Source organism: Curtobacterium sp. 24E2 (assembly GCF_016925595.1).
Classification (GTDB): Bacteria; Actinomycetota; Actinomycetes; order Actinomycetales; family Microbacteriaceae; genus Curtobacterium.
Window position 1 is genome coordinate 489,405 of sequence record NZ_CP068987.1, and the last position, 24,843, is coordinate 514,247.

Below are 24,843 nucleotides of genomic sequence, written 5' to 3' on the forward strand. Positions count from 1 at the left end.
GGACTCGGTACGGCGACACCGTGGCGTCAGTGTGGGACCCGCGGATGTGAGCACTCCCAGCCGCGACCCGGCGCCGGGGCTCCGCCACGCCCCGGCGCCACGCCACTCAGGCGAACTGCGCGTAGAACGCCGACGGGTCCTGCGACAGCGACGCCTTCACCGCACTGCTCCACTCGTCGACGACGACCTCGGCCGCGCCCCGCTCGACGCCGTCCAGCGCGGCCCGCGCCACGTCGGCCGGGTCGACCTTCGGCCCCTCGTAGCCGTCCATCATGTCCGTGTCCGCCGCCCCGAGGTGCAGCCCCTGCACGCTGATCCCCTTGCCGGCGAGCTCCAACCGGACGGCGTTCGTCAGGTTCCACTCGGCGGCCTTCGCCGCCGCGTACGCGCCGGATCCCGGGTAGACGAACCAGGACAGTGCGGACAGGACGTTCACGATGCCGCCGCCGCCGTTCCGCTCGATCACCGGCGCGAACGCCCGGATCATCGCGAGGTTCCCCCAGTAGTGCGTGTCCATCTCGCGGCGTGCATCGGTCAGGTCGTCGGTGAGCAGCGAGCCCGTCGTCGAGATGCCCGCGTTGTTCACGAGCAGGGTGACGTCGCCGGCAGCTGCTGCCGCCGCCTCGACCGACGCCTGGTCGGTGATGTCGAGCGGCAGCGCCACGACGCCCTCGATGTCCACGAGCTCGGGTCGGCGGGCGGTCGCGTAGACCTTCGTGGCGCCGCGCTCCAGCAGCTGCAGGGCGAAGCGGCGTCCGATGCCCCGGTTCGAGCCCGTGACGAGTGCGACCGATCCAGCGATGTCCATGGTGTCTCCTCCTGCCGCGCGGGTGTCTCCCGCCGCGGCTCGGTTACGCTAAGACCTCACATCCATGTCAGGGGCAAGCCCCGGATCGGAGACCGCATGCGGATCGGCGACCTCGCCGCAGAGACGGGCGCCAGCGTGCGCTCACTGCGCTACTACGAAGAGCAAGGACTGCTCACGGCGTCGCGGACCACCAGCGGGCAGCGCGTCTACGACACCCCGGCGGTCGAACGGGTCCAGCTCGTGCAGCAGCTGTTCGCCGCCGGTCTGCCGAGCCGCACCATCGTGCAGCTGTTGCCGTGCGTGGACAGCGGGCACGCGACGCCGGAGTCGTTCGCGCTGCTCGTCGCCGAGCGCGACCGGATCACGGCGCAGATGGCGGAGCTCGAGGCCGCGCGCGGCCGGCTCGACGAGGTCATCGCCATCAGCGAGCACCCGACTGCCGAGCACTGCCCGGCGCTGCGCGAGCCGGCAGACGGAGCGGTCGCGGCCTGAGACGTGGTGCGGGACGGACGGGAGGCCCGTGGCGGGTCCGCCACGGGCCTCCCGTCCGGAGCCCTGGTCACCACCAGGGCGACGGCCGCGGCGTCAGGGCTGGAACACCTGGATCTGGTCCAGCTCCGCGAACCCGGTGCCCTTCGTGAAGGTCAGCGTGTTCGCGCCGGCCTTCAGGGTGACGGTCTTCTGCGCCCACCCGAAGCGCCCCCAGTTGACGGTCGGCGCGTAGCTGACCGTCCCGGCCGACGTTCCGTTGACGGCGAGCGCGTGCGTGCTCGTCGCGCCGGTGCCGTTGTCGTAGCGGACGTTGACGGTGTACGTGCCCGCGGTCGCCGCCTGCACCGTGAACTGCACGGAGCTGGTCGCGTTGTTGATGTTGCCGACCTTCGCGCCGCCGACGGCGTCGGCCTGGGTGACCGTGCTCGTGTCGCTCCGCACCGCCGACTCGGCCTCGTACCGCAGGGCGTTGATCGGGATCGACCCGACCCGCACGTCGTTGTAGGTCGTCGTCAGGTTCTCGACGTTCGTCGCCTGGTAGAGCGTCTTGCCGTCCGCGCTCGAGTCGAAGCCCTGGGCGAACCCGCTGAACGTGCCGCCCTCGGCGTCGCGGGCGTCGTAGGTCACGGCGTAGGGCAGCTGCTCCCACGAGCCGGAGCCCTGGTTGCGGTTGACGACGAAGTTCTGCCCGCCGTCGATGTTGCCGGCGCTGTCGAGCGACCACTTCGACGACACCACGATCATGCCGTTCGCGTTGCCCGTCGTCGGGACCCAGCGGACCTCGGGCGAGGACCCGACACCACGGCCGTCCGGCAGCGCGATCTTGGTCCCGATGCTCGTCTCCGGGCTCCAGGTCAGCCCGTCGGGCGAGGTCTTGAAGTACACGGGAGCGGTGTTGTTCGTCTGGCTCGGTCGGTTGACGACCTCGAACGTCGCCACGTAGTTGCCGTTCGGGATCCGGGTGACCGTGATCATGCCCGGCCGGTCGCTCTTGTTCGTCGGTGCCGACACGTTCACCAGGCCACCCCAGGTGAGACCGCCGTCCGTCGAGCGTCGGTAGCTGACGGCCTGCAGGACGCCCTTCGCCTTCTGCCGCTCGTCCGAGAAGTACGTCACGAGGCCGCCGTCGGCGTCGACCGCGACGGACGGCTCCCAGACCGTCGAGGTGGTGGACGTCGGGCTCGGGTCGTAGGTGGCGGGCCCGCCGGTGTCGACGGTGCTCACGAACGACCAGGTCAGCCCGTGGTCGAGGCTCTTGTACATGACCAGGCGGCTGCTCGACCGGTCGGTCGGCATGATCATCCCGCTCAGCAGCAGGGTGCCGGCGGGCATGGTGCCGAGCTGGATCGGGGTCTCGTACAGCGAGGGCTGCGCGGTGCGGGTGAGCGTCGGGAACTGCGTGCTCGGCTTCACGGTGGCGACGCGGCTCCACGAGGTGCCGTTGTCGGTGCTGCGGTAGATCGGGTAGACCTGCACGCCGTTCTCGAGCACGAGCTGGTCGAACGTGACGAACTGCTGCCCGTTCGCCGACCCGCTGTTCTTCAGGACGATGTTCTTGGCGTAGGTCGTGCCGGCAGCACGTCCGCCCTCGGGGTTGAAGGCGGTGCCCGCTGCTGGCGAGTACACGAGGGCTCCGTTGCCGGTCGTGACCGCCTGGGCGGGAGCGGGGCCGGCGACGCCGGCGACGAGGGCCGCCGCAGCGGCGGCAGCGGTGACGACGAGCGCGAGCGCTCGGCGTCGACGAGGCGCCGGAGCGGCGCCGAGGCGGAGGGACATGGTGCTCCGTTCGGTTGGTGGTGCAGTGGTGGTGCGCGGAGACGGACTGGAGGCGCGGGACCGACCCGACCCGCGCCTCCAGACCGTCACTGGGTCGCCGACAGGGCCGCTGCCACGGCTCGTTCCTGCCGCGCATGCGCGGCGAAGGCGTCGGCGACCGGGTTGCGACGGCGGTCGAGCCTGCCGTCGCCGTCTTCGACGAGGTCGAAGAGGCCCATCGTGAGCAGGTGTTCCTGGCGGGGTGCGTCCGTGTGCCGCCAGGTCCACTCGTACATGTCGAACAGCGGCCACCAGGTGTACCCGACCACCGGGACGCCCTCGGCACGGAGCTCGTGCACGGCGGCCACCGAGTCGTCGAGCCAGCCGATGCGTGCGTCGACGGACCCGGTGACGCACGTCTCGGTCAGCATGACCGGGGCGCCGTACCGATCGGCGTACGTGGTGAGGACGTCGCGGAGCCCCTCGGCCCCCGTGTCCCGGTACGGACGCGGGTCGGCGAAGCCGCCGCCGTGGTGGACGCCGGCCTCGAAGACCTCGGTGGAGTGCAGCGGGTAGTAGTTGACGCCCATCACGTCCGGCCGGACCGCGTGCTGGCGGAACCAGTCGAGGTCGTCGTCGGTGACCCCGCCGGACCGCAGCCGTCCGACGAGCGGGTGGTGGTCGTCGACGCCGCCGGTCACGAGGTCCTCGACCAGGAACGTCTGGGCGCGGAGCCGTGCCACGGTGTCGCGGTGCTCGGGGGCATCGACGTCGCCGACGTACCGGATGCCGGCGTCGACGTGCACGAAGGTGGCGGCGTCACCGAGTTCACGAGCGATCGCGTGCTGGGTGGAGACGAACCCCTTCGCCAGCGCCGAGGCGATGCGGGCGGAGCCCTCGGCACCGGTCAGGTACGGGGGCCAGTACCCGTACTCGCCGGAGAACAGGGCGTGGATCACGGGCTCGTTGACGGGCGTGTAGTCCGTGGCGACGTCGCCGTACCGGGCGGCGAACCGGGCGGCGTACTCCGTGACGTGCGCCGGGTAGTCGGGGTTCGCGAATTGGCCGTCGAGCCAGAGCGGTGTGCCGTAGTGCAGCAGGTCGACGACGGGGCGCAGACCGGTCTCGCGGAACCGCTGCATGACACCGTCGACCCACGACCAGTCCCACACGCCGGGCTCCGGCGCGACCCGGTACCAGGGCACACCCCAGCGGAGCAGCTCGGCACCCACGTCGACGGCCAGGCCGAGGTCGGCGGCGTACTGCCGGTAGTGGTCGGTGAGTTCGTACTCGTCGATGGGGCGCTCGCCCGGGCGGGCCTGCGGGACGAAGGTGTCCTCGATGCCCAGGGCGAAGTGCAGGTGTCCGTCGTCGGACCAGTGCATGGTGTCTCGTTCCGTGGTGGGCGCACTCCCGGAGGGAGGTCGCGGAGTCGTCGTCACTTGAGCCCGGTGCTGGCGACGCTCTCGATGAAGCGGCGTTGCACGAGCAGGAACACGACGGCGAGGGGCAGCACGGCGATCAGGGCGCCGGCCATCATCACGCCCTGCGGGATGATGCCGCCGGGTCCGGTCAGCAGGGTCAGCCCCGAGGTGATGGTCCCCATGTCCTGGTCCGTGGTGAACACCAGCGGCCAGAGGAGGTCGTTCCAGTTGTTGACGAAGGTGAAGATGCCGAGCGTGAGCAGTGCCGGCACGGCGTTCGGCAGGATGATGCTCCGGAAGATCCGCCACTCGGACGCCCCGTCGATGCGCGCCGCGTTGTCGAGGTCGCGGGGGAGCGACACGAAGAACTGCCGGAGGAAGAAGATCCCGAAGGCGTCCGCCGCCCGCGGTGCGATGAGGCCGGCGAAGGTGTTCACCCACCCGAGGTCGGACACGAGCTGGTAGATCGGGATCAGGGTGGCCTGGAACGGGATCATCAGGCTGGCGATGATCACGATGAGCAGGACCTTGCTGCCCCGGAAGTCGAGCCGGGCCAGCGCGTAGGCGGCGAGCGCGTCGAACGCCAGCGCGAAGACCGTCACACCGCCGGCGAAGGCGAAGCTGTTCAGGATGAGCCGGCCGAACGGCAGCTGCGTGAAGATCGCTCGGAAGTTGTCGAGCGTCCACGTGTGCGGGAACAGCGTCGGCGGGTAGGCGTTCACCTCGCTCGCCGGCTTGAACGCCGTGAACACGATGACGAGCACGGGGAGCAGCACCGCGAGGGTCACGATGAGCACCGCGGCGAAGCCGATCCAGCGCATCGACGGTGGGCGCCGGGCGACGGTCCTGCGCCGCACCGCGGTGGCCGGACGGGGAGTGCGGTCATGATGCGGTGTCCTCTCCGCGCTTGCCGAAGAACAGGAACTGCACGAGGCTCAGCAGCAGGGTCGCGATGAGCAGCACGTAGGCCAGCGCGGACGCGAAGCCGAGGTCGAGGTCCTTGAACCCGGACTGGTAGATCTGCATGACGATCGTCTCGGTGGACCGGTACGGCCCGCCGCCGGTCAGGACGTAGATCTGGTCGAACGCCTGCAGTGCGGCGATGAGCGCGACGATGACGACGAACGCCATGGTGTTGCTGAGCATCGGGAACGTCACGTTGGCGAACCGCTGGCGGCCGTTCGCGCCGTCGAGCTGCGCCGCCTCGTACAGGCTGGTCGGGATCTCCTGGAGCCCCGCCAGGAAGATGACCATGTAGAAGCCGAAGTTCTTCCAGACCGCGACGAGCACCACGGTCGGCATCGCCAGGGCCGGGTCCTGCAGGACGTTGCCGAGCCGGATGCCGCCCACCTGGAGCCAGTGGTTCAGCAGGCCGATCTGCGGGTCGAGCAGGTACGACCACGCGAACGCGGCGACCGCCAGGGACACGATGAACGGCAGGAACAGCGCCGAGCGGAAGAACCCGCGGAACGGCAGCGCCGGGTGGTTGAGCGCCAACGCCAGCACCAGCGCCACGGCGATCGCGACCGGCGTGAACAGCACCGAGTACAGCGCCGTGTTGCCGATCGAGCGGACCACGTCGGGGTCGGTGAAGACCCGGACGTAGTTCGCGAAGCCGACCCAGCTCGGGTCACCGAACCCGCTGGCGTCCGTGAAGGACAACCGCAGCGCGGAGAGCATCGGCCAGAGGACGAACGCCCCGAGGATGACGATCGCGGGTGCGAGGAATCCGACGACGGTCGCACGGCGGCGGAAGGTCCCGTTCAGGGGCGTCCGGCCGCCGAGCTGTCCCGGTGGTCGGTACGGACGGCGTCGGCCGAGTTGCTGCGTGGTCATCGTGGTCCTCTACCTCAGGGCTGACTGCACGTCGGTGTCGGCAGTGCCGAGGAGCGACTCCGGGTCGCCGCCCGCGATCGACTTCTGCGTCGCGGTGTCGAGGGTGGTGAGCACGTCGCCGCTGTTCACGACCCCCGGCAGGAGCGGGATCGTCGTGCCGGGCAGACCGGTCAGCGCCGCGACGGTGGGGTTCGCGTCGACGTCGGCGGCGGTCACGTCGGTGCGCAGGGACGGCCAACCCGACCCGAGCGCCCACTTGGTCGCGACGTTCTTCTCGTTGAAGTACCGCAGGAAGTCCTCGGCAGCGGCCTGCTTCGGGTCGTCGGTCTGTGCGGTCACGCCGAGCGAGATGCCGATGGCGGAGGCCACCTGCGCCTTCGGCCCGGCCGGGATCGCGGCGATCCCGTAGTCGATGTCGGACGCCTTCGCGACGCCGGCCATCCACGGGCCGCCGATCTCCATGGCGGTCTTGCCGGCGGTGAAGAGCTTGTCGGCCGCGATGCCGTCGACACCGGTCGGCGAGATCTTGTCCTGCCGGATCGCCTTCGCCCAGTACTCGAGCGTCTCGACGTTCGCAGCGGAGTCGATGGTCGACTTGGTCCCGGCGTCGTTCGTGATCGAGCCGCCGTTGCCGGCGAACAGGCTCGGCCAGATGCCGTTGCCGACCGTCTGGTGGTCCGGCAGCACGAGCCCGTACTGCTCCGGGGTGCCGTCGCCGTTCTCGTCCTTCGTCAGCTTCTTCGCGTCGGCGACCCACTCGTCCCACGTCGTCGGGAACGCGTCGATGCCGGCCTCGGCGAAGAGCTTCTTGTTGTAGATCACCGACAGGGGGACGAAGCCGCTCGGGACGCCGTACTCCTTGCCGTCGACCCGCTCCATCGCGACGGCCTGCTCCTTGAGCTCGCCGGTGTTGCTGGTGTCATCGTCGTAGAAGTCGCTCAGGTCGACGAGCGCCTTCTTCTCGGCGTAGACGGGCAGTCGATCCGAGGTCATCGCGACGATGTCCGGGCCCTTCTTCGCCGTCAGCGCGGGGAGCATCGTGTCGTCGATGACCGCCCACGTCTTCGTCTGGGTCGTGATCGTGACCTTGTCCTGGGACTCGTTGAAGTCCTCGACGATGCCGTCCAGGACCTTGCCGTCGGCCTCGGTGTACCCGTGCCAGAGCGTCAGGTCGACGTGGGCGTTCGCGGACGATCCGGGGAGCCGGCGCACCCGGCCAGGGAGATCGCCGCCGCTGTTGCGAGCGCGACGACCGCGATGTGCTTCTTCATCGAAAACCTGCCATCCGTCCCGCACTTCGGTGTGCGGGACCTCGTCCATGCCGGATTTACACCGGTGTAAATCTGGACAGTAGTCCGTGCTCGTCGGGCAGGTCAAGACCTCAGACGGAGACCGTGCGTTCCACGGCGACGGGCGCCGACGACGCCCGCACGACCAGTGCATGCGGCGAGCGCAGCACACCCGGGCCGACGGCCGCGTCCTGCTCGAGCTGCTCGACGAGCACCCCGACCGCCGTCGCCGCGACCCGGTCCAGGTCGGCCGACACCGTGGTCAGCGCGGGCGTCGCGTACGCCGACTCCTCGATGTCGTCGAAGCCGACGACCGCGACGTCGTCCGGCACCGTGCGACCCGCGAGCTGCAACGCACTCATCGCCCCGAGCGCCAGGGCGTCGTTGCAGCAGACGATCCCGTCGACCTCGACACCGGAGTCGAGCAGTGCCCGCGCCGCCGCCGCACCCTCGGCGCGGTGCCAGAGCGCCGTCGGCACGACCCGCTCCTGCCGGAACGCGACGCCGTGTTCGGCGAGCGCCTCGCGGTACCCGCGCAGGCGCTCCTGGGCCGTCCGCACCGGCCCCGACGGTTCTGACCCGATGAACGCGATCGATCGACGGCCCGCGTCGAGCAGGTGCGCCGTCGCGTCGTGCAGCGCATCCGCGTTCGACATCGTGATGAACGTGACCGGGCTGTCCGGGATCGGCTCGCCGAGCACCACGAGGGGGAACTTCACCTCGAGCGCCGGAGCATCGCTCGACCGCACCGTCAGCGGGCTGTAGATGATGCCGTCGATCGAGTGCTCGCGCATCCGGGTGATCGCATCCGCCTCGCGAACACCGCTCGCGGTCTGCTCGATGAGCACCGTGTACCCGACGGCACCGGCGGCGCGGATCACGGCGTCGGCGAGCTCGGCGAAGTACGCCTGCCGCAGTTCCGGCACCGCCAGGCCGATGACCTTCGACCGGCCGGCGCGGAAGTTCCGGGCCGAGACGTTGAGCTCGTACCCGAGTTCGTCCACCGCAGCCATCACCCGGTCGTGGGTGCGGGCGGAGACGTGTTCGTAGCCCGACAGGACGTTCGAGACGGTCTTCTTTGAGACGCCGGCGACGGCTGCGACGTCGCTCATCGTGGGGGCGAGCGGTGTCCCTGGGCCATCCGCGTCCCCTCTCTCGCGTCCGGAATGCGTTGGGCAGGAACCTACCGCACCAGCGTGGTGCGGCCCGGACGTGTCAGTCCGGTCACGGCTGGCGGGCCCCGGGCGGCGTCCACGCCGGAGCTGCGTCCACTGCGTCGCCGATGCTCCGCGCGATGACCCCGAGCTGCCGCGTCTGGGTCTCGGTGAGCGTGTCGAACACCAGGCGCTCGACCAGGGCATGGTGCGCAGGCGTCGACTCGAGGACCTTGCCGTGCCCGTCATCCGTCAACACCGCGAGGGTGAAGCGGCCGTCCGTCGGGTCGACCACACGGCGCACGCACCCCTTCGCCTCGAGCCGCGTCACCGCGCGGGACAGCCGCGAGAGCGTCGAGCTCGCGTACCCGGCGAGCGTGCTCATCCGCAGGGTCCTGCCCGGCGCGGCGTCGAGGGCGGTGAGGACCCCGAGTTCGAAGTGCGTGAGGCCACTGTCTCGTTGGAGTTGGGCGTCCAGGGCGACCGGGAGCCGTTCGAGCATCGTCGCCACGGCTGCCCAGATCTCGAGTCGTTCGCCGCACAGGCCGTGTGGTTCGTCGGGCGGGGTCATCTCGGCATCGTACGACCGGTGACTTGCCTGAGCAAGTGAATGGTCGTACGCTGACTTGCTCAGGCAAGTCACCGGGTCGAGCAACGCGGGACGACGAAGGAGGATCCATGGACCTGCAGCTCCGAGGCAGAACGGCGTTCATCAGCGGATCGACGCAGGGCATCGGGTACGCGATCGCCTCCGCACTCGCGGCCGAGGGCATGCGCGTGATCGTCAACGGCCGAGAGGACGCCCGGGTCGAGGCAGCCGTCGATCGTCTGCGGCGTGACCAGCCGGGAGCCACGGTGTCCGGGATCGCGGCCGACTTCGGAGACCCGGGCGACGTCACCCGACTGCTCGGGTCCCTCGACGACGTCGACGTCCTCGTCAACAACGTCGGACTCTTCGGCCTCGCCGCCTTCGAGTCGATCGCCGACGAGGACTGGTCCCGGTACTTCGAGGTCAACGTGATGAGCGGGGTCCGCCTGTCGAGGCACCTGCTCGGCGGGATGCTCGAACGCGGGTGGGGTCGCATCGTGTTCATCGGGAGCGAGTCCGGCGTGAACGTCCCCGCGGACATGGTGCACTACGGCGTGGCCAAGGCCGCGGTGATCGCGCTCGCGAACGGACTCGCGAAGCAGACACGTGGGACCTCGGTCACGATCAACACCGTCCTCGGCGGTCCCACGTACTCCGACGGTGTCGCGACGACGGTCGAGGCGATCGCCGAGGCGCAGGCTCTTCCGGTCGAGGCGATGCAGGCCGCGATCATCGGTCAGAACCGGACAAGCCTGCTCGAGCGCTTCATCGACCCGGCCGAGATCGCGGCGCTCGTCACCTACCTCGCGAGCCCGCTGTCCGCCGCGACGAACGGCGCCGCGATCCGGGCTGACGGCGGCGTCCTGACCGGGCTCCTGTAGGTGGCACGTCAGCCCAGGTGCGCGTAGTCCGGCAGGTCGATGGCGTCCGCCGGAGGCGTGAAGAACCGATCGCCGAGCCGACCGATGAACGGGGTGGAGGCGACCCGGACCGCAGCACCGAACGCAGCGATCCCGAGTCGGCTCTTCGGGTTCGCGACCCGCGGGACCCCTGGCGGGAGCTGCTGCGCCTGCGCGACGTACGGCCGCATGATGCGCTCGTAGCCGCGGAAGGCGTCGCGGTGGTCGACGTGGGCGGCGAGTTCACCGGCCAACACGTACGCCCCGGTGAGCGACAGACTCGTGCCCATGCCACTGACCGGTGAGGCGCAGTAGGCGGCGTCGCCCACGAGCGCGACCCGACCCTCGGACCACCGCGGCGCACGGACCTGCCCGATCGACTCGGAGTACAGGTCGTCGGCGGCGTCGATGCCCTCGAGCACACGACCCGCCTCCCACCCGGCGTCCGCGAACACGGTGCGCAGGCGTCGGCGCTGTTCCTCGATCGTCCGTCGTTCGGAGCCGGCGCGCTCCCGCGTCCGGTCGGTCACGAACGACAGCGTCGCGCGGATCGTACCGTGCGGGTCCGGGCGCAGCGTGACCGATCGGCCACCCGGTGCGTTGTACCAGCGCCACCAGTCGTCGTCGGCGTCGGTCCGGGGGATCGTCGCGTAGGACGTCTCGAGGCCGAGGGACCGGATCTCGGGCTCGTCGCCGAAGACCAGACGCCTGGTGCTCGACCCGATGCCGTCTGCTGCCACCACCAGGTCGAACTGCTCGTCAGGGGCGTGCGCGAACTGCACGGTCACGCCGTCGCCGGCGCCGCCGTCGTTGTCCGCGATGCCGGTGATGCGGTCGCCGAACCGGTACTCGGTGGTGTCGGTGGTCCGGCTGACCAGCAGTTGCGCCAGGTCACCGCGCAGGATCTCGAGCTCCGCGGTGGCGCCGCCCGAATCCGTGGTGCCCGCCGGGAACTCCGCGATGACCGAACCGGAGCGGCCGATGAACCGCGTGCCGACCTCACCCGTCGTGGCGGCACGGATGTCGTCTTCGATCCCCATCCGCCGCGAGACCTCACGCCCGGCGCCCCGCACGTCGACGTTCTGGCCGCCGGTCCGGAGTTCCGGGGCGCGCTCGATGATCGTCGTCTGGTAGCCGTAGCGGTGCAGCCAGTAGGCCAGGGCGGGCCCGGCGATGCTCGCACCGGAGATGAGGACGCGCTTGCGGTCGGTCGACATGTTGCCTCGAATCTTGATTACCAATGAGATTGGCAATGTACACGACTACCATCGACTTCGTGCCGCACGACGAACCGACAGCGCCCACCGACGGACGACGAGACCGCGACGCCCGACGCGACCACGACGCCCGACGCGAACGCGAGGACCGACGCGACCGCGAAGCCGCCCGTCGCGACGGACGACCGCTGCCCGACGACGACATCCGCGCTCGGGTCCAACAGGTCGGCGTCCGCCAGCAGCGGTTCGAGCGACACCTCGCCCGGGCGCTCGACGTCGACGCGGCCGGGCTCGAGGCGATGGACCACCTCATCAGCCACGGTCAGTCCACCCCGACCGAGCTCGCGCGGCGACTGGAGATCTCCACCGCAGCGATGACCCTCGTGCTCAACCGACTCGAGTCCGCCGGCCACGTCACGCGGGAGCGGCACCCCAGCGACGGCCGGAAGCTCGTGGTCACCGCAGCCGAGCGGTCGTCCGACCGTGCGTACGACCTGGTGCTCCCGTTGATCGAGGGCATCGAGGACGTCGTCGCCGGCATGGACGACAGCGAACGCGCGACGGTGCAGACGTTCCTCGACCGCCTGATCGGGATCTACGACGACGCGATGGACTGATCAGTCGACTCCGTCGGGTGACCACGGTCGCTCACCGAAGCTCCACCGCGCCAATGCCTCGAGCTGTGCCTTCGCACTCTCCAGGCTCGTGTGGTCGCCGAAGACCTCGCCCGACCACCCACGGACCTCGTACCGGTTCGTGAAGACGACGGTCCCGATGTGGGACCGGCCGGAGCGGGCTTCCCACCGGCCGACCTCGAGCGCGGTCCAGCTCGTCGGGTCGTACTGGTGTGGGAGATCGGTCTGCGAGGAGGACATGGCGTTCCCGGTCGGCATCGGACGAAGAGATCGTGCCGGCAGCCGGGGGCTCGGGTCACCTGCGGTCGACGGTAGTCCCCGGCCGACACGACGGCTCAGGTTCGTCCGCCGGCCCGTGCGATCAGTGCGCCGCCCGCGTGAACGTGCGGTGCACGACCCCCGACGGCGACGCGACCGTCTCGACGGCGAAGCGCTCCTCGATCCCCTCGAGTCCGTCCCAGAGCCGCTCGCCCCGGCCGAGCACGATCGGCACCTCGACCACGTGCAGGTGGTCGACCAGGTCGGCCAGCAGGAACTCGCGGACGGTCTCGACCCCACCGCCGATGCGGACGTCCCGGCCCGGTGCGACCTGGCGGGCGAGCGCAAGCGCCTCCGCCGGGGTCGCGTCGACGAAGTGGAAGGTCGTCCCGCCCGCCATCTCGAGGGGCTCGCGCGGATGGTGCGTGAGCACGAACACGGGCGTGTGGAACGGCGGTTCGTCGCCCCACCACCCGGTCCAGCCGTCATCGGGCCACGGTCCGCGCTGGGGTCCGAACTTGTTCCGCCCCATGATCTCGACACCGATCTCCGGTCCCCAGGCGCGGGCGAAATCGTCGTCGACATCGGTGGTCCCGCCGGACGCCCCCTGCATCGCGCGGAAGGTCGCGGTGGCGGCGAACCACCCCATGAGTCGACCGTCGGCGTGCCCGAACGGCCGGTCGACCGACTGGTCGGCTCCGGCGCCGTACCCGTCGAGCGAGATCGCGAAGTTGTGGACCCTGACCGTCGACATGCTGCTCCAGTCCTGCTTCAGAGGGTGATGCCCGTCGCCGCTGCCAGGGCGTCGACGAGCTGGCGGCGGAACTGCGGGTCAGCGACCGCCTGGTGCGGCTCCTGCCGCTCTCCGTGGAACCAGTAACCGCCGCTGATGGTTGCGTCGGGGTCGGTCACGAGGGCCTCCTGCGTGCGGTGCCCGAGCTCGAGGTCGTCCGATGCCCCCGCGCCGCCCATCTTGGTCGGGACCCAGCCCGGGTCGACGGCGTTGCTCAGGACGCCGGGCCGGCGCTCGGCGACCTCGGCGGCGAGCGCGGTCACGAAGAGCTTGGTGTCCGAGTAGGTGTTCGTCTCCGCGGTGCCGTCCCAGTCGACGCCGTCCAGTCGGGGGCGGCCGCCGCGGTGCATCCCACTGCTCAGGTAGACGTGCCGGGTCGGCGCGTGGAGCAGCGCGGTGAACAGGTACGGCGCGAGGACGTTGACCGGGATCAGCGCACGGCCGGAGATCACGCCGGCGTTGTGCACGACCACGTCGATCGGGTCGCCGGCGTCGAGGTCGCGCGCGGCGGCGATCACGGCGTCGCGGTCGGACAGGTCGGCGACGACGAGGGTGGCACCGCGGTCGAGCAGGTCGGCGACCGCGTCCGCACGTGCCGTGCTCCGGGCGTGCACGACGACGTCGTGCCCGTCGCGGAGCAGGGTGTCGGCGGTCGCCCGCCCGAGGCCGTCGGTCGAGCCGGTGACGAGGATGCGGGGCACGTGGCCATCATGCGCCGGGTGGCGGAGGCAGGTGCGGCGCGACACCGCGGCCTCAGCCGATGACGCCCGTGTGCTCGAGCACGATGTTCACGCCGATCAGGATGAGCACGACACCGCCGGCGATCTCGGCCGGCTTGCCGAACCGGGCTCCGACACGCCGCCCGACGATCACGCCAGCGAAGGACAGCACCGCCGTCGTCACACCGATGAGCAGCACCGCGCCGCCGATCGACACCGGCAGGAACGCCAGCGTGACCCCGACCGCGAGGGCGTCGATGCTCGTGGCGACTGCCAGGACCAGGAGCTCACGGATCGGCAGGCTGTCGGTGTCCTGCTCGGTGTCCTCGTGCTTCGAGAACGCCTCCCACAGCATCTTGCCGCCGATCAGCGCGAGCAGCCCGAACGCGATCCAGTGGTCGAAGGACGCGATGGAGCGGGCAAACGCCGACCCGAGCAACCAGCCGAGCAGGGGCATGAGCGCCTGGAACGCACCGAACGTCAGCGCGATGACGAGGGCGTGCCGCACGTCGAAACGCTTCATGTGCAGGCCCTTGCCGAGGGCGACGGCGAAGGCGTCTGCGGAGACGCCGAGCGCGATGAGGAAGAGGGCCCAGAACGACATGGGGGCGGCGCCTTTCGAGACGGTCGGACGGAGACGCCGACGTCTCAGGACCTGTCGATACTGGCACGGTACTCAACACGAAAAGGCCTGATCAGCGGTATTCGTCGCGCCGAATCCGGGGTTGGTGGGCCCGCCCCGGGCCCCCGTGGTCGCCGCCGGTCGAGCCACCGGTCCTCAGCGAGCGACGGACAGCGCGAAGGGTGCGAATCCGATCGCACCGAGCAGGCTCGGCACCATCAGGGCCATCGACTCCGGGCCCGATGCCGTGGCGATGGAACCGAGGTCGACGATCCACCCGTTCTGCCAGCCCAGGCTCCGCAGCAGGTCTCCCACGGTGGCCTTCGCCGCGGCGTCGTCCCCGGACACGAAGGCGGTCGGCGGGGTGTCGAGTGCCGCCGGTGCGGTCATGACCGAGAACAGCATCGTGTTGAGGCTCTTCACCACCCGGGTCTCCGGCAGGGCTGCCTGGAGCCGCTCGCCGAGGCTGCCCTCGACGTAGGCGAGTCCACCCGGAAACCCGTCGGCGGTCCGCGTGGTCGCGTTCGAGACGTCGAGCAGGATCCGTCCGGCGAGTCCGGCTCGCAGTGCCGTCATCCGCTCGAGGGTCGTGTCGCCGGGTGTGGCGTTGACCACGACCGCGGCGGTCCGGATCGCGGTCGCGACGTCGACGACGTCGATCCCGGTGCCTTCCCAGTCCGGCCGGGCGGACTCGGGGTCGCGGACGCCGATGGTGACGGGGTGGCCGGCGGCGGCCAGGCCGCGCGCGAGCGTGCCCCCGACACGTCCGGATCCGAGGACGGCGATGGTGGTGATGCTGGTGGTGGTGGTCATGGGGTGTCCTTCGTGGTCAGGTGCGATGGGTGGGTCAAGGGGTTGGGGGTCAGCGGATCAGCGGGTGAGCACTGCTGCGATCGGGCGAGCGAGGTCCGGAGCCGCCGCGACGCAGTCCTCGCTCGCGAGCGTCCAGGGAGCACCGGTCGTGTCGATGACGGCACCGCCCGCTTCGTGCACCAGAAGCGCCCCGGCAGCCAGGCCGGACCGCACCTGCCCGAACTGCCAGAAGCCGTCGACGTGCCCGGTGGCGACCTGCACGAGCTGCACCGTCGCGGGGACCGAGGCCGACACGAGCAGCGCTGCGTCGAGCATCCGGTCGATCGAGTCGCTCATCCGGCGACGGACCGCCGGTGCCTCGCCCGGCTTCGCCTGACCGGTACCGACCAGGGCGGCTCCGAGCTCGGTCTTCCGCGAGGCGCTGATCGGGGTCCCGTTCAACCGCGCACCGGCCCCGCGGACGGCCGTGAACACCTGGCCGAGTGCCGGCAGGACGACGGCGGTCAGGACGGGGACGTCGTCGCGCACGAGCGTCGCCGTCACGCCCCAGTTCGCGGATCCGTGGACCAGGTTGACGTTGCCCTCGGCAGCGTCGGTCACCCACCACTCGCCCGGGCCGAGCGCACCGGTGCCCTCTTCGTCGTCGTCCCACTGCGCGTCGGGCCGGAGCCGTTCGAGCGCCGGTCGGAGCACCGCCGTCGAGGCCGCGTCGTTCGCGTCGATCGCGGCGAGCAGCGACCGCGCATCGTCGACCCGGTTCGCCGTCGAGAACCGCTCGAGGAGCACCTGCGCGGCCGCGGTCACCGCCTCCGTCGCGCCGTCGAGCAGCTGGTGGTCGTCCATGGTCGTCTCCTGTCCCGGCCGACGCGTTCCGTCGATCCGGGAGCAACGCTACGAACGTCGACCATTGCGCACCAGTACATTCCGTGCACCGGTAGATTGCGTCTCGTGCAACTGGATCTGAACCTGCTCACCGCGCTCGACGCCCTGCTCGAAGAGGAGAGCGTGACGGGCGCCGCCGATCGGCTGCACCTGTCGGCACCCGCCATGAGCCGCGCGCTCGGCCGCATCCGGCTCGCCGTCGGAGACGAGGTCCTGGTCCGCAGCGGCCGGGTCATGCGCCCCACACCACGCGCCCTCGCGATGCGCGAGGAGGTCCGGTCGCTCGTGCTGCGGAGCCGTCAGGTCCTGGCACCCGAGACGACCTTCGACGCCGGCGCCCTGCACCGGACCTTCACGATCCGGGCGCACGACGCCCTGGTCTCCGTGCTCGCGCCGTGGCTCGTCGAGCACACGCACCGGATCGCCCCGGGCGTCGGCCTGCGGTTCCTCGGCGAACCGGACGACGACACCACGGACCTGCGGCGGGGCGTCGTGGACCTGGAGATCGGTTCCGCCGAGCCCGCGACCGCCGAGATCGACCACCGGCACATCGCGACCGATCCCCTGGTCGGGCTGGCACGCCGCGGGCACCCGCTCCTGGCCTCGGCCACCGCCGACGTCGACCTGGCTGCGTGGGCAGGTGTGCCGCACGTCGTCGTCTCCCGCCGCGGCCGGTTCGGCGACCGGATCGACGAGATGCTCGCCGTGACCGGGCGGTCACGGTCGGTGGTCGCGTCGGTCGCGTCCACGAGCGCCGCCGTCGAGATCGTGCGCGCGACGGACGCGGTCGTCGTCATCCCGGCGTCGGTGGCGTCACGTGCCGTCCGCGCGGACGACACCGTGGTCTTCACGCCGCCCGTCGAGCTGCCGGCGGTTTCGGTCGTCCTGACCTGGCACCAGCGCTCCACGTCCGACCAGGGGCACCGGTGGCTGCGCGGCCTCGTCGAGCAGGCGCTCGTCGGCACGCTGGAACCCTGACCGGCTTCGGCGACCCGGCTCACGTCTTCGACGTCAGCCGGATCGGACGGGAGGCCCGTGGCGGGCCCGCCTCGGGCCTCCCGTCCGCCCTGCGGCGCGTCAGCGACCGGCTGCTGCGTGCGCGGCGACCTGGCTCGCGGACAGTTCCGTCCCGTAGACGGCCGCGTACCGCATGGACCCGGTGAAGTAGGCGTTGGCGGGCGAACCCGGCCATCCGCCGATGGTGTCGTAGCCGATCCGGAACCAGCCGGTGTAGTTCTCCGGCGTCTTGTACGTCGCGTTCGACGCGACCAGCGTGCCGTCGACGTACAGACGCATGCCGTTCGTCGGCGACATCGTGGTCACGACGTGGTGCCACGTGCCGTCGGTGTACACCTTCGGCGAGGTGACGACCTGGGTCGTGCCGTTGTAGGTCCCGAAGACGAGCTGTCCGCTCGTGTTGAGGTAGAGCTTGCGGTCGTGCTGCCCGGAGCCACCGGTCTGGCTGCTGCCGAAGCCGATGAGCTGACCGCCGGCGACCGTCGTCTTGAACCAGACCTCTTCGCTGAAGGTCGTCGGGTTGGCGTACGAGGTCGGGGTCGAGACGTAGCTCGTCGAACCGTTCAGGACGTAGGCGCTGCCGCTGTCCCGCGGGCAGGCGATCGGGGTCGTCGTGGCCGTGGTCATCGAGCCCTGGTACGTGCCGTTCGCACCGCGGCCCGACGAGTCGGTCGCGGTCTTCGCGTTCGTCGACTCGGTGAGCCGGTAGGCGAAGAGCGCGTTGGCGGCATCGGCGGTGACGGCACCGGTGCAGGTGAAGTACGGCGCGGTCGCGGCGGTGTTCGTGTCGTTCCGCACGGTGGCGCTGTAGGCGGAGCGCGTCGGGGCGAACTGGTTCAGCAGGACGACGACGGCCAGGGCGACCACGAGCAGGAGGGCGACGACACGGCCGTCACGCAGGCGACGGAGGATCACGATGCGCGCACCGCCTCGACGCGACCGACGGCCAGGCAGGCGACGAGCGGCACCAGGCACACGGCGATCAGCGCCACCCACCCGAGCGGGTCGAGGTCGATGTTCGAGGTCAGCTGGTAGTGCCCGTTCTTCGTGAGTTCGTGGATGACCACGCGGCCGACCTCACCGTCGACCAGGTGCACGGTGTTGCCGCCGTGGGCGTCGATGCGCACCGGGAAGATGCCCGACGAGATGACGGTGGCCTCGACGCCCGTCGGGCTCGAGGTGTTCGTGATGGTCGTCACGTTGACGAAGGGCTTCAGGACGAACGCCGCATAGGAGACCGTCAGGGCGGAGCCGGCGATCCGGAGGCAGGTGCGGGTCACCCGGTCGGTGAAGGCACTGGTCAGGGTGAGGATCAGCAACGTGCCGATGAGCAGGATCGGCGCGGCGCGGAACAACCAGCCGAGGTGCGGGACCAGGAGCGCCGGGGTGCCGATCACGTCGGCCTGCGACAGCGTCCACGGGTCGACCGCGCCGTTCACGTCGCCGCGGGTGTGCAGGCCGCCGTCGGCGTCGATCGCGATGATGCGGTGCGTGTAGACGACGTCGGGGTTCGCGGAGGTCTCGAACGAGACGACGTCGCCGACGTGCAGGGTGCTGACGTCGACCGGCAGGTCGAGCACGAGGGTGCCGACCGGGGCTGCTTCACCCATCGAGGGCGTCTCGACGACGAACCAGCGGCCGCCGGCGGACAGGAACAGGACGGCGGCGGTGAGCAACACGGCGGCCACCAGCGCCAGCAGCCAGGCGAGGGCGGTCTCGGAGCGGGTGACCGCGCGGCCCCGGAGGACCGGACGGTCGAGCGTGCCGCTGAGCGGGATCGCTGCGGTCTGGCTCATGTGCTGCTCCTGCGGCTCGGGGGTTCGGCTCAGCGCTCGCTGCGCTTGGTGGAACGGGGTGGCGACGCTCGGCCGGAGGGGGTCGGTCGAGCGTCGCCGGTCTGGGGTCACGGGCTCGTCACGGGGCGGCTGGGGGCACCGACCCGGGGCGGGATCAGGCCGTGAACGTCCAGGTCATGGGGACCGAGGCCGCGAGGCCCTGGTAGGTGTTGCCCGCCGAGGAGTCGAGGGTCACCGCGAAGTTGAACGGGACGCTCGCACCGGCTGCCGGAGCGGCCGGCATCGTGAAGGCCGAGGCCGCCGCGCCCTTGAAGCTGGCGAGGGTGCCGCTGAAGACCGTGGTCGAACCCGAGGTGATGACGAGGTTCATCTTGGCGCAGAGGTCGGTCGCGGTGCCGTTGGCCGAGCCGTTCGCCGACTGGGTGCAGGTGGCGCCCGGGTTCAGCGTGAAGGTGCTGGCGGCCGCGGTTCCGGTGTTCTTGATCGAGATCGCGGTGTTCACCGTGTTGCCCGGCGTCATCGTCGTGCTGCCACCGAACTTGTTGATCGTCGAGCAGGTCGCGGAGTTCGTCGAGAGCGAGCCGCCGTCGGTGCTGAGGCAGGTGACGGTCGCGCCGGCGTTCTGCTCCTGCATGATCAGCGTGCCGCTGCCGGCGGTGTTGCTGCTGTTCGTGATGCTCGCCGCGAACCCGGACAGGGTGCCGGTGAGCGAGAGGAGAGGAGCACGGCGGCGAAGATGCCGGCGAGGAGCGCCACGGGGGCGAAACGGATCCGCTTCAGCGCGGAGGTGCGGAGCTTGGTGGACACGGTGTACCTCATCGGTTCGGTGGTTCGTAGTGGTTGGAGGAAGCAAGTCATTCGGGCTGATTTGCTTCAATCATTAAGATAGTCATTGCTTGACCAAGTTAGCCACTCGCACAACTACCCCAGTGCGGGGGACGCTCCTGTCCCCCGGGTTCCCGACATGCAAGGATTCCCCCGTGACCCCCGCCGCACCCGACGACGCCGCCGACCTCATGGCCGCGTTCACCGCCGTCGTGCGCGCGAACGCGAGCCTGGTGAACCAGCTCAGTGCACGGGCCGGGGTGCACGAGAACGCCCTCCGAGCACTCGTGCTCATCAGCGACACCGGCTACTCCACGCCGACGGAGGTCGCCGGGTACCTCGGCCTGACCTCAGGCGCGGTGACGAACATGATCGACCGGATGAGCACCGCCGGACTGCTCGAGCGCGCGCCGAACCCGAACGACCGGCGTGGGTCGTTGCTGCGGCTGCTGCCAGCCGGCGACGATGTCGTCGCGGACTACCGGCAGCGCTACGCCGCCATGCTCCGGGCGGTCGACGGCGCGCACGGCGGCGAGCTGCACGAGGTGCTCAACGACCTGGCGACGAGTCTGTACCAGCAGGCCGCGGCGGCGGGGAGTAGGGGCCGAGCCTGGGCGCTCGGGTGCTCGTCAGACCGGCTGCAGCGCCTGCTGCTCGCCGGCGGGGAGCTCGACGCGGATGCGGTCACCCGTCCGGACGACACCGCCGGTCACGACGACGCTCATCACGCCGCCCTTCCGCACCACCGCACCGTCCTCGTCCCGCCCGAGCACCTCGCGCAACAGACCCGGTTCGAACCCGTTGATCTGCTGGCACGGGTTCCGCAGGCCCGTCACCCGGACGCACGCCTCGTTGCCGAGGTGCAGTACCGTCCCGGTCGGCAGGCCGAGCAGATCGACACCGCGGGTCGTGACGTTCTCGCCCATCTGGCCCGGCTCGAGGTGGTACCCGGCCTGAGCGACCTCGTCGAACACCTCGGCGTGGAGCAGGTGGACCTGCCGCAGGTTCGGCTGCGAGGGATCCCGCGCGACACGAGACCGGTGCTGGACGGTCGTCCCGGCGTGGGCGTCGCCCTCGATGCCCCAGCCCTCGACCAGGGTCACCTCGTCGACGACGGGCTTGCTGAACCGATGAGTGCTGTCCCGACTCACGGCGATCACACGCGGCTGGTCGTCACGGTTGTCGGTCATGGTGCGATTCTGGCGCAGGTTCGGTTTCGACGCAGCCCCCGGTCAGTGTCCGAGCTCGACGAAGAAGACCCCGGCGATGATCAGTGCGATCCCGCCGAGCATGAGCGCCGTCAAGGGTTCGCGGAAGAGCACCCGGCCCAGGATCGCCGTCAGTGCGACACCGGTCGCGGCCCAGATCCCGTAGGCGACACCGATCGGCAGGCCGAGCGTCAGGGCGACGGCGAGCAGGAGCCAGGCCATCAGAACGCCTCGCGCTCTGGCGTCTGGCGCGTCCGTGCGGCGAGCGCTCGCTGCGAACCGATCTCGACCAGCAGCACCCCGGCAGCGATGAGCACGATGCCGACGACCATGGTGAGCGTGAGTGCCTGCCCGAACAGCACGGCCGCGAGCACCGCGGTCAGGGCGACGCCGGAGGCTCCCCAGATGCCGTAGGCGACCCCCACCGCCATGCCAGCGCGGAGGACCAGGATCAGCATCGCGAACGCGGCGACGTAGCCCACGACGACGAGTGCGTACCACCCGGGCTGGTCGACGGCAGCCTGCATGGAGAGCGCCGCCGTGACCTCGGCGGCGATCGCGGTCCCGAGGAACAGCCACTTCATGCGTCGCTCCCGTCCGCCAGGGCCGCGATCGCCCGTGCCGCGACCCGGACGGTGGCCTGTGCGGCTGTGTCGTCCCGGTCGGCGAGCCACGTCGAGCTGATGCCGTCGGCGGTCGCGATGAGCAGCCGGACGACGTGCTCGACCGGCACTGCCCAGCGGATGCCGTCCTCGGCGGTCCACTCGTCGACCTGCTCGCGGACGGCATCGAGGTACGCGCACTGCTCCCACGCGGCCAGGTCCTGCAGGTCGGGGTCGCGTCGTGAGTGGGTGACCAGCTCGACGACGGCGAGCGCGGTCGCTGGATCGTCGCGCGTCTGCGCGAGGTGGGCCGACAGGCCGGAGGCGATCCGGGCCTCCAGGTCGAGCCGCGTGACCGGTGGTGCGAACGCGACCGCCATTGCCGTGCGCAGCTGGCGTTCGAGCACGGCGCGGAAGAGCGGCGCCTTCGATGCGAAGCAGTAGTGGAAGGCGCCGTGCGGCAGGCCGGCGCGGGCGGTGACCGCGCGGGTGGTCACGGCGCCGATGCCGCCGTCGCGCAGGACGGCGATCGCGGCGTCGACGAGCTGCTCGCGCCGTTCCTCGACGCTGCGGTGCTCTTGCTGGAGGGTCATGGTGCGACCGTACCGCCGCACTTGGCCATGTGGCCAAGTCTGACGGTGGATCGTCAGGCTCGGCGCCCGGTCATTCGTCGGCGAGCCACTGCCGGATCGTGGTCACGACGCGATCGAGGTCCGACTCGAGCAGGAAGTGTCCGCCGTCGAGCAGGTCGATCCGCGCAGTGGGCACGTCCTGTCGGAACGCCCGGGCACCCGCTGCGGCGAAGATCTCGTCGTTCCTGCCCCAGATCGCGAGCACGGGAACCCTGGACTCACGCAGCCAGGCGTGTACGTCGGGGTAGAGCGCGCGGTTCGTCGCGTAGTCGCGGAACAACGCCAGCTGCACGTCGTCCTGCCCCGGTCGCGCGAGCAGGGCGAGGTCGTGCTCCCAGGCGTCCGGGTCGACCGTCGTCGGATCCGGAACCCCGTGGGTGTACTGCCATTCGACTGCCGCTCGCCCGAGGGCCGGACGGAGCGCGTCGCGCGTCGCGTCGGTGCGCTGGGCGGCGTCGGCCCAGATCGGATCCCAGAAGTCGGGGACGAAGCCGTCCTCGTAGGCGTTACCGTTCTGCGAGATGACCCCCGTGACCGCGTCGGGGTCGGCGAGAGCGAGGCGCCATCCGACGGGAGCGCCGTAGTCCTGCACGTAGACCGTGTACCGGTCGATTCCGATCGTCTCGAGGAACCGCCGGGTCGTCTCGGCGAGGGCCGCGAACGAGTAGTCGAAGTCGTCGACGGACGGTGCCGAGGAGCGCCCGAAACCGATGTGGTCCGGCGCGATGACGCGGTACCGATCAGCCATCGCCGGGATCAGGTGCCGGAACATGTGCGAACTCGACGGGTACCCGTGCAGCAGCAGGAGGACGGGTGCATCCGACGGCCCGGCCTCGCGCCAGAAGACGTCGAGTCCGTCGACGGACACGGTGCGGTGATGAACAGCGACCATGACTAACCCCTTTGGATTGTTTTACTGGTTACCACGACGGTAGCATGGCCACTGCGCACCGGACGGTGCACGGGAAGGCATGGACCGGTGGACCACGACGAAGCACTGCTGCTCGAGGTGCTGAACAGCGCACCCGTGGTCGACGGACGCCAGACCGACTCCCTGGAGGGGACGGGCGCAGCGGCGCTGGCACGGGCCTGGGGTGGGACCGGCACCGCTACGGAACGCGAACAGCTCCGTCGTGCACGTGATGCCGTTCAGTCCGTCGTCCGTGGCGACACGGCCGCGGCCGTCGACGAGCTCACGCGCATCGTCGACGGAACCGTGCGGACCCCGCACGGTTCCGTCGACGAGCTCACGCGCATCGTCGACGGAACCGTGCGGACCCCGCACGTCTCCCGCGACGGCGTCGCCTGGGAGCTCCGGACCGACGACCCGGACCACCGGTTGCCGGTACAGGTCGTGCTCGCCTGGTCGGACGTCAGCGCTCGCCTACCCGGGCGGCTCCGCGCCTGCGCGAACGATGCGTGCAACCTGTTCCTCGTCGACCACAGCCGGCCCGGGACCGCGAAGTGGTGTTCCATGGCGACCTGCGGGAACCGGATGAAGGCGCGGGCGTACGCGGGGCGGGCTCGGGGCTGAGATCCGCGATCGCTGTGCAGTGCGACCATGGCGAGTGAAGTACGGCTCGCAATCGGCAGCGAAGTGCCCGGAGAACGACCGGCTGTCGAGATGGGCGACTCATAGGCTCACCGGGTGATCACGCGCGTTCTCGGTTCTGGTCGTCCGCTCGTCGCCCTCCACGGGTTCGGTGTGGACCACCGCATCATGCTGCCACTGGCGGACGCGGTGCAGGACCTGCCCTGGCGGATGGTGTTCCTCGACCTGCCATGGGCCGAAGCCGCCGCGGGGACCGCGACCGCGAAGAGCGCGGTCGACGTGGCCGACGAGGTACTCGCCGAGATCGACCACCACCTCGGCGACGAGCCCTTCGCCGTCATCGGGAACTCGTTCGGCGGCATGATCGCCCGACACGTCGCGCACGAACGCCGAGACCACGTGCTCGGCGTCGCGACCCTGGCAGGTGTCGTACATCCGGTGCACGCAGACCGTGCCGTCCCCCTCGCACGGTGCTGCACACCGACCCGTCCGTCCTCGAAGATGCCGGTGACGCTCGAGAAGCGTTCGAGGAGGTCAGCGTCATCCAGGACGCGGCCGCGTTCGCGGCGTTCGAGCGGTACGTACTGCCCGGGCTCCGCGGCTCCGACACGGCGGTGATGGACCGCATCGCCACTGACTACGCGCTGGAGGCCGTCCCGGAGGAACGCCATCGGGAGCCGTTCATCGCGCCGGCGCTGCATGTGTTCGGTCGGCAGGACGACGTCGTCGGGTACGAGGACGGGCTCGCACTCCGAGACCACTACCCGCGAGGGAGCTTCGTCGTCCTCGACGCCGCTGGACACAACGTGCACCTCGAGCAACCCGAAGTCACGGCCGCCCTGGTCCGCGACTGGCTCGCACGCATCGACCGGTAGGCCATGGCCTACCGGACAACTGCGTTGTCGTCTGCCAGGTCAGCGCTTGTCCTGGTTACGGAGACTCCAGGTGCCGAGGTACAGGGACCAGGGCATGAGAACGACCAGGGGCAGCCACGAACCGACCATCCTGGTGTTCAGGACCAAATTC

General features: G+C 70.5%; 30 protein-coding genes and 3 pseudogenes. 8 read left to right on the forward strand and 25 right to left on the reverse strand.

What is annotated here, in order from left to right:
- Positions 1 to 106: 106 nt before the first annotated feature.
- Positions 107 to 808 (reverse strand): SDR family oxidoreductase, encoded by a 702-nt coding sequence (locus JN350_RS02505; RefSeq protein WP_205463438.1) that lies wholly within the window; start codon positions 806 to 808, stop codon positions 107 to 109.
- A gap of 96 nt (positions 809 to 904) precedes the next feature.
- Here JN350_RS02505 and JN350_RS02510 point away from each other — a divergent pair, with 96 nt between their 5' ends.
- Positions 905 to 1,300: a MerR family transcriptional regulator gene (locus JN350_RS02510; RefSeq protein WP_131877865.1), complete on the forward strand. Its 396-nt coding sequence runs from the start codon at positions 905 to 907 to the stop codon at positions 1,298 to 1,300.
- A gap of 93 nt (positions 1,301 to 1,393) precedes the next feature.
- Here JN350_RS02510 and JN350_RS02515 read toward each other — a convergent pair whose 3' ends face one another.
- From JN350_RS02515 to JN350_RS02545, 7 genes are all read right to left on the reverse strand, one after another.
- Positions 1,394 to 3,076, reverse strand: a complete 1,683-nt coding sequence (locus tag JN350_RS02515; protein WP_205463439.1) for a CBM35 domain-containing protein — start codon at positions 3,074 to 3,076, stop codon at positions 1,394 to 1,396.
- Positions 3,077 to 3,162: 86 nt separating this feature from the next.
- A complete protein-coding gene (locus JN350_RS02520; protein ID WP_205463440.1) occupies positions 3,163 to 4,440 on the reverse strand; it encodes a family 1 glycosylhydrolase in 1,278 nt (425 codons plus the stop codon).
- Positions 4,441 to 4,493: 53 nt separating this feature from the next.
- Complete coding sequence (locus JN350_RS02525) at positions 4,494 to 5,300, reverse strand: carbohydrate ABC transporter permease (protein ID WP_205463441.1); 807 nt, start codon at positions 5,298 to 5,300, stop codon at positions 4,494 to 4,496.
- Between the two features lie 61 nt (positions 5,301 to 5,361).
- On the reverse strand, positions 5,362 to 6,315 hold the full coding sequence (locus JN350_RS02530; RefSeq protein WP_205463442.1) for a carbohydrate ABC transporter permease: 954 nt from the start codon (positions 6,313 to 6,315) through the stop codon (positions 5,362 to 5,364).
- Between the two features lie 9 nt (positions 6,316 to 6,324).
- Complete coding sequence (locus JN350_RS02535; RefSeq protein WP_240347488.1) at positions 6,325 to 7,527, reverse strand: ABC transporter substrate-binding protein; 1,203 nt, start codon at positions 7,525 to 7,527, stop codon at positions 6,325 to 6,327.
- Between the two features lie 169 nt (positions 7,528 to 7,696).
- Positions 7,697 to 8,716 (reverse strand): LacI family DNA-binding transcriptional regulator, encoded by a 1,020-nt coding sequence (locus JN350_RS02540; protein WP_181437367.1) that lies wholly within the window; start codon positions 8,714 to 8,716, stop codon positions 7,697 to 7,699.
- Positions 8,717 to 8,828: 112 nt separating this feature from the next.
- Positions 8,829 to 9,329, reverse strand: coding sequence for a MarR family winged helix-turn-helix transcriptional regulator (locus JN350_RS02545; RefSeq protein WP_205463443.1), 501 nt, complete (start codon positions 9,327 to 9,329; stop codon positions 8,829 to 8,831).
- Between the two features lie 107 nt (positions 9,330 to 9,436).
- Between JN350_RS02545 and JN350_RS02550 the strand changes: the two genes are divergently transcribed.
- Positions 9,437 to 10,228, forward strand: a complete 792-nt coding sequence (locus JN350_RS02550) for an SDR family NAD(P)-dependent oxidoreductase (RefSeq protein WP_205463444.1) — start codon at positions 9,437 to 9,439, stop codon at positions 10,226 to 10,228.
- 8 nt (positions 10,229 to 10,236) lie between these two features.
- Here JN350_RS02550 and JN350_RS02555 read toward each other — a convergent pair whose 3' ends face one another.
- Positions 10,237 to 11,463, reverse strand: coding sequence for an FAD-dependent monooxygenase (locus tag JN350_RS02555; RefSeq protein WP_205463445.1), 1,227 nt, complete (start codon positions 11,461 to 11,463; stop codon positions 10,237 to 10,239).
- A gap of 35 nt (positions 11,464 to 11,498) precedes the next feature.
- Here JN350_RS02555 and JN350_RS02560 point away from each other — a divergent pair, with 35 nt between their 5' ends.
- Positions 11,499 to 12,080, forward strand: coding sequence for a MarR family winged helix-turn-helix transcriptional regulator (locus tag JN350_RS02560; protein WP_205463446.1), 582 nt, complete (start codon positions 11,499 to 11,501; stop codon positions 12,078 to 12,080).
- Here JN350_RS02560 and JN350_RS02565 read toward each other — a convergent pair whose 3' ends face one another.
- From JN350_RS02565 to JN350_RS02590, 6 genes are all read right to left on the reverse strand, one after another.
- A complete protein-coding gene (locus tag JN350_RS02565) occupies positions 12,081 to 12,338 on the reverse strand; it encodes a hypothetical protein (RefSeq protein WP_205463447.1) in 258 nt (85 codons plus the stop codon). It lies immediately after the preceding gene.
- Between the two features lie 121 nt (positions 12,339 to 12,459).
- A complete protein-coding gene (locus tag JN350_RS02570; RefSeq protein WP_205463448.1) occupies positions 12,460 to 13,110 on the reverse strand; it encodes a dihydrofolate reductase family protein in 651 nt (216 codons plus the stop codon).
- A 17-nt stretch (positions 13,111 to 13,127) separates the two neighbouring features.
- Positions 13,128 to 13,850, reverse strand: a complete 723-nt coding sequence (locus JN350_RS02575) for an SDR family NAD(P)-dependent oxidoreductase (protein ID WP_205463449.1) — start codon at positions 13,848 to 13,850, stop codon at positions 13,128 to 13,130.
- A 52-nt stretch (positions 13,851 to 13,902) separates the two neighbouring features.
- Complete coding sequence (locus tag JN350_RS02580; RefSeq protein ID WP_205463450.1) at positions 13,903 to 14,472, reverse strand: manganese efflux pump MntP; 570 nt, start codon at positions 14,470 to 14,472, stop codon at positions 13,903 to 13,905.
- Positions 14,473 to 14,646: 174 nt separating this feature from the next.
- On the reverse strand, positions 14,647 to 15,303 hold the full coding sequence (locus JN350_RS02585) for an NADPH-dependent F420 reductase (protein WP_205463451.1): 657 nt from the start codon (positions 15,301 to 15,303) through the stop codon (positions 14,647 to 14,649).
- Between the two features lie 57 nt (positions 15,304 to 15,360).
- A complete protein-coding gene (locus JN350_RS02590) occupies positions 15,361 to 16,146 on the reverse strand; it encodes an inositol monophosphatase family protein (RefSeq protein WP_205463452.1) in 786 nt (261 codons plus the stop codon).
- A 105-nt stretch (positions 16,147 to 16,251) separates the two neighbouring features.
- On the opposite strand from JN350_RS02590, the gene JN350_RS02595 reads away from it, so the two are divergent.
- The gene (locus JN350_RS02595) at positions 16,252 to 17,163 is read left to right on the forward strand and encodes a LysR family transcriptional regulator (protein WP_205463453.1); all 912 of its coding nucleotides are present in this window, start codon (positions 16,252 to 16,254) and stop codon (positions 17,161 to 17,163) included.
- A gap of 99 nt (positions 17,164 to 17,262) precedes the next feature.
- Here JN350_RS02595 and JN350_RS02600 read toward each other — a convergent pair whose 3' ends face one another.
- The 4 genes from JN350_RS02600 to JN350_RS18860 all read right to left on the reverse strand — a co-directional run bounded on the left by JN350_RS02600 (position 17,263) and on the right by JN350_RS18860 (position 19,817).
- On the reverse strand, positions 17,263 to 18,117 hold the full coding sequence (locus JN350_RS02600; protein WP_205463454.1) for a LamG domain-containing protein: 855 nt from the start codon (positions 18,115 to 18,117) through the stop codon (positions 17,263 to 17,265).
- Positions 18,114 to 18,998, reverse strand: coding sequence for a S26 family signal peptidase (locus JN350_RS02605; protein ID WP_205463455.1), 885 nt, complete (start codon positions 18,996 to 18,998; stop codon positions 18,114 to 18,116). The genes JN350_RS02600 and JN350_RS02605 overlap by 4 nt, the downstream gene beginning before the upstream one ends.
- Before the next feature lie 154 nt (positions 18,999 to 19,152).
- Positions 19,153 to 19,632 carry a hypothetical protein gene (locus tag JN350_RS02610; protein ID WP_240347489.1) on the reverse strand — a complete coding sequence of 160 codons (480 nt, stop codon included), beginning with the start codon at positions 19,630 to 19,632 and terminating at the stop codon, positions 19,153 to 19,155.
- 2 nt (positions 19,633 to 19,634) lie between these two features.
- Positions 19,635 to 19,817 carry a hypothetical protein gene (locus JN350_RS18860; protein ID WP_240347490.1) on the reverse strand — a complete coding sequence of 61 codons (183 nt, stop codon included), beginning with the start codon at positions 19,815 to 19,817 and terminating at the stop codon, positions 19,635 to 19,637.
- 197 nt (positions 19,818 to 20,014) lie between these two features.
- On the opposite strand from JN350_RS18860, the pseudogene JN350_RS20495 reads away from it, so the two are divergent.
- Positions 20,015 to 20,194 (forward strand): annotated as a pseudogene (locus tag JN350_RS20495) (hypothetical protein); the annotation flags it as partial.
- Here JN350_RS20495 and JN350_RS18865 read toward each other — a convergent pair.
- From JN350_RS18865 to JN350_RS02640, 6 genes and pseudogenes are all read right to left on the reverse strand, one after another.
- Positions 20,174 to 20,365, reverse strand: coding sequence for a hypothetical protein (locus JN350_RS18865; RefSeq protein ID WP_240347491.1), 192 nt, complete (start codon positions 20,363 to 20,365; stop codon positions 20,174 to 20,176). The pseudogene JN350_RS20495 and the gene JN350_RS18865 sit on opposite strands and share 21 nt — an antisense overlap.
- An 87-nt stretch (positions 20,366 to 20,452) precedes the next feature.
- Positions 20,453 to 21,013: an MOSC domain-containing protein gene (locus JN350_RS02620; RefSeq protein WP_205463456.1), complete on the reverse strand. Its 561-nt coding sequence runs from the start codon at positions 21,011 to 21,013 to the stop codon at positions 20,453 to 20,455.
- A 42-nt stretch (positions 21,014 to 21,055) separates the two neighbouring features.
- Positions 21,056 to 21,250, reverse strand: a pseudogene (locus JN350_RS02625) (SMR family transporter); the annotation flags it as partial.
- Positions 21,251 to 21,252: 2 nt separating this feature from the next.
- Positions 21,253 to 21,615, reverse strand: coding sequence for a DMT family transporter (locus tag JN350_RS02630; RefSeq protein ID WP_205463458.1), 363 nt, complete (start codon positions 21,613 to 21,615; stop codon positions 21,253 to 21,255).
- Positions 21,612 to 22,226, reverse strand: coding sequence for a TetR/AcrR family transcriptional regulator (locus JN350_RS02635; protein WP_205463459.1), 615 nt, complete (start codon positions 22,224 to 22,226; stop codon positions 21,612 to 21,614). Before JN350_RS02635 ends, JN350_RS02630 begins: the two co-directional genes overlap by 4 nt.
- A gap of 70 nt (positions 22,227 to 22,296) precedes the next feature.
- Positions 22,297 to 23,133, reverse strand: a complete 837-nt coding sequence (locus tag JN350_RS02640) for an alpha/beta fold hydrolase (RefSeq protein ID WP_461963537.1) — start codon at positions 23,131 to 23,133, stop codon at positions 22,297 to 22,299.
- A gap of 111 nt (positions 23,134 to 23,244) precedes the next feature.
- Between JN350_RS02640 and JN350_RS02645 the strand changes: the two genes are divergently transcribed.
- The 3 genes and pseudogenes from JN350_RS02645 to JN350_RS18875 all read left to right on the forward strand — a co-directional run bounded on the left by JN350_RS02645 (position 23,245) and on the right by JN350_RS18875 (position 24,692).
- Complete coding sequence (locus JN350_RS02645; RefSeq protein ID WP_205463461.1) at positions 23,245 to 23,799, forward strand: CGNR zinc finger domain-containing protein; 555 nt, start codon at positions 23,245 to 23,247, stop codon at positions 23,797 to 23,799.
- A 186-nt stretch (positions 23,800 to 23,985) separates the two neighbouring features.
- A pseudogene (locus JN350_RS20500) lies at positions 23,986 to 24,249 on the forward strand (alpha/beta fold hydrolase); the annotation flags it as partial.
- 38 nt (positions 24,250 to 24,287) lie between these two features.
- Positions 24,288 to 24,692: an alpha/beta fold hydrolase gene (locus tag JN350_RS18875; RefSeq protein WP_240347493.1), complete on the forward strand. Its 405-nt coding sequence runs from the start codon at positions 24,288 to 24,290 to the stop codon at positions 24,690 to 24,692.
- The last annotated feature ends 151 nt before the right edge of the window (positions 24,693 to 24,843 follow it).